The sequence below is a fragment of the Caulobacter sp. D5 genome, from assembly GCF_003185805.1.
Lineage (GTDB): Bacteria > Pseudomonadota > Alphaproteobacteria > Caulobacterales > Caulobacteraceae > Caulobacter.
Genome location: NZ_QHJY01000454.1, coordinates 1 through 3280, shown reverse-complemented (window position 1 = coordinate 3280; position 3280 = coordinate 1). Strand labels below are relative to the sequence as shown.

Sequence of the window (3280 nt, the reverse complement as noted above, 5' to 3'; positions counted from 1 at the left end):
CCGCCCAGCATCGACGCCGGCATCCTGACGGTGATGGCCTCGTTCTCCAGCTGGAACGGCCAGAAGATCACCGGCAACAAGACCCTGATCACCGACGTACTGAAGGGCCGGCTGGGCTTCGAAGGCTTCGTGGTCAGCGACTGGAACGCCCACGGCCAGCTTCAGGGCTGCTCGAACGTCTCGTGCCCGCAGGCGATGAATGCGGGTCTGGACATGTACATGGCCCCCGACAGCTGGAAGGGCCTCTACGAGAACACCCTGAAGCAGGTGAAGTCGGGCGAGATTCCGATGGCGCGGCTGGACGACGCCGTGCGCCGCATCCTGCGGGTCAAGGTCAAGGCCGGGCTGTTCGACCGCGTCGCCCCGCAGGTGCAGGGCAAGTTCGACCGCCTGGGCTCGGCCGATCACCGCGCGGTCGCCCGTGAGGCGGTGGCGAAATCGCTGGTGCTGCTGAAGAACGACGGCGTGCTGCCGATCAAATCAGGAGCCAACGTGCTGGTGGCCGGCGCGGCCGACGACATCGGCAAGGCCTCGGGCGGCTGGACCCTGACCTGGCAGGGCACGGGCAACACCAACGCCGACTTCCCGCACGGCCAGTCGATCTGGGGCGGGCTGAAGGAGGCGGTCGAGGCCGCCGGCGGCAAGGCGACCCTGGCCAAGGACGGCAAGTTCTCAGGGACCAAGCCCGACGTGGCCATCGTGGTGTTCGGCGAGGACCCCTATGCCGAGTTCCAGGGCGATGTGGCGAACCTCGCCTATCAGCCGAACGGCAAGACCGATCTGGAGCTGCTGAAGAAGCTGAAGGCGCAAGGGATCCCGGTGGTGGCGGTGTTCCTGTCGGGGCGGCCGCTGTGGACCAACCCGGAGATCAATGCCTCGGACGCCTTCGTGGCGGCCTGGCTGCCGGGCTCGGAAGGCGGCGGCGTCGCCGACGTGCTGGTCGCCGGCAAGGACGGCAAGTCCAGGCGCGACTTCACCGGCAAGCTGTCGTTCAGCTGGCCCAAGCGCGCCGACCAGGGGCCGCTGAACCGCGGCCAGCCCGGCTATGACCCGCAGTTCGCCTATGGCTATGGCCTGAGCTACGCCAAGCCGGCCAAGGTCGGGGCGCTGTCGGAGAACGCCGGCGAGCTGGGAACCGCCGCCAGCGTCGACCGCTATTTCGTGGCCGGCCGCGTTCCGGCGCCGTGGATGCTGAGCTTCTCGGGCGCGGGGGCGGTCAAGACGATCGACGCCGGCGCCCAGGAGAACGGTCGCCAGGCGACCTGGACCGGTGAGGGCGAAGGCTTGCTGGCCGTGCAGGGGCCGCCCGTGGACCTGTCGCGCCAGACGACCGGCGACATGGCGGTGATGGTGCGCTGGCGGGTCGACAAGGCGCCGACGGCGCCGGTTTATCTGACTGTCGGTTGTGGCGAATCCTGCGGTGGACGGCTAGACGTAACGTCAACGTTGTCAGGTTTGAAAAACAGCGAATGGCGCACAGCCAAGATCAAACTTTCCTGTTTCCAGGCGGCGGGCGCCCAAATGGCGCACGTTTCCTCTCCGTTCGGCCTGAGCACCTCGGGGCCGCTGACGATTTCGCTCACCGAAATCCAGTTGGCGTCCAACGAGGGCGACGCTTTCTGTCCCAAATAACCCCCAAAAATAACAAAGGAGCGGCCGCATGATCCGCGCGCGTCGTTCCCGCATCGTCGCCACCATCGGTCCGGCCTCGGCCTCACCGGAAATGATCGTCAAGCTGGCCAAGGCCGGCGCCGACGTGTTCCGGCTGAACTTCAGCCACGGCGCCCACGAGACCCACGCCGCCGTCTACGCCGCCATCCGCGCGGCGGAGGCGGAGGTCGGTCGTCCGCTGGGCATCCTGGCCGACCTGCAAGGGCCCAAGCTGCGCGTCGGCAAGTTCGCCGACGGTCCGGTTCAGCTGAAGCCCGGCCAGGCCTTCCGGTTCGATTCCGACCCGACCCCGGGCGACGAGACGCGGGTTCATCTTCCCCACCCCGAGATCCTGACGGCGATGAAGCCGGGCGCGACCCTGCTGCTCGACGACGGCAAGCTGCGGATGACCGTGAACGAGGCCGGCCCCGGCTACGCCAACACCACGGTCGTCAACGGCGGCAAGCTGTCGGAGCGCAAGGGCGTGGCGGTGCCGGACGTCATCATCCCGATGTCGCCCCTGACGCCGAAGGACCGCGAGGATCTGGCCTTCGCCCTGCGTCTCGGCGTCGACTGGATCGCCCTGTCGTTCGTGCAGGCGCCGGAAGACATGGCCGAGCTGCGTCGCATCGTCGAAGGCCGCGCCGCGGTGCTGGCCAAGATCGAAAAGCCCCAGGCGCTTCAGACCCTGGGTCCGATCCTGGATCTCTGCGACGGCGTGATGGTGGCCCGTGGCGACCTTGGCGTCGAAATGGCCCCCGAGGAGGTGCCGGTGGCGCAGAAGGAGATCCTGCGGGCGGCGCGTGAGCGCGGCATCCCGGTGATCGTCGCCACCCAGATGCTGGAGTCGATGACCAGCTCGCCGACCCCGACCCGGGCCGAGGCCTCGGATGTGGCCAACGCCGTCTACGAGGGTGCGGACGCGGTGATGCTGTCGGCCGAAAGCGCCGCCGGCGACTATCCCGAAGAGTCGGTGGCGATGATGAACCGCATCATCGAGCGGGTGGAGCGCGATCCGCGCTGGCCCGAGCTGATGCAGGCCGAGCAGCCGCATGTCGACGAGGACGCCGACGTGCTGGTGGTCGCCGCCGCCGGCGCGGCCAAGTCGGGCTCGACCAAGTGCCTGGTGGCCTTCACCACCACGGGCGCCACCGCGCGTCGTCTGGCTCGCGAGCGGCCGCTGCAGCCGGTGCTGGCCCTGTCGCCGAAGATCGAGGCCGTGCGCCGCATGGCCCTGGTCTGGGGCGTCGAGCCGCGCGTCAGCGCCCAGCCCGACAGCCTGGAGGTCGTCACCACCGACGCCGCCGCCCGGGCCCTGGAACTGGACCTGGCCAAGCCCGGCGAACGCATCCTGATCGTGGCCGGCACGCCCTTCGGGGCGCCGGGGGCGGCCAACCTGCTGCGCCTGACCCACGCGCCGTTCCCGGTGCGCAAACGGTAGCAATTTCCAACCTCTCCCATAGGGAGAGGGAGGGGCCCGCGCCGAAGGCGTGGGAGGGTGAGGGGGGTAAGCCGCTGGCCGGCTTGCCCCTTTTCTTTTGACTGGAATTCCAGGGATGGGACCGCCGACGGTGTAACCCCTCACCCTCCCATGCTGCGCATGGGCCCCTCCCTCTCCCTATGGGAGAGG

At 68.9% G+C, this 3280-nt stretch carries 2 protein-coding genes; both read left to right on the top strand.

From position 1 onward, the window contains the following. Positions 1-1632: putative glycoside hydrolase (locus DMC18_RS23490; protein ID WP_199232619.1), on the top strand; the 1632-nt coding region annotated here is incomplete at its 5' end. A gap of 28 nt (positions 1633-1660) precedes the next feature. After that, positions 1661-3091 carry a pyruvate kinase gene (gene pyk, locus DMC18_RS23485; RefSeq protein ID WP_110119349.1) on the top strand — a complete coding sequence of 477 codons (1431 nt, stop codon included), beginning with the start codon at positions 1661-1663 and terminating at the stop codon, positions 3089-3091. Positions 3092-3280 lie beyond the last annotated feature (189 nt).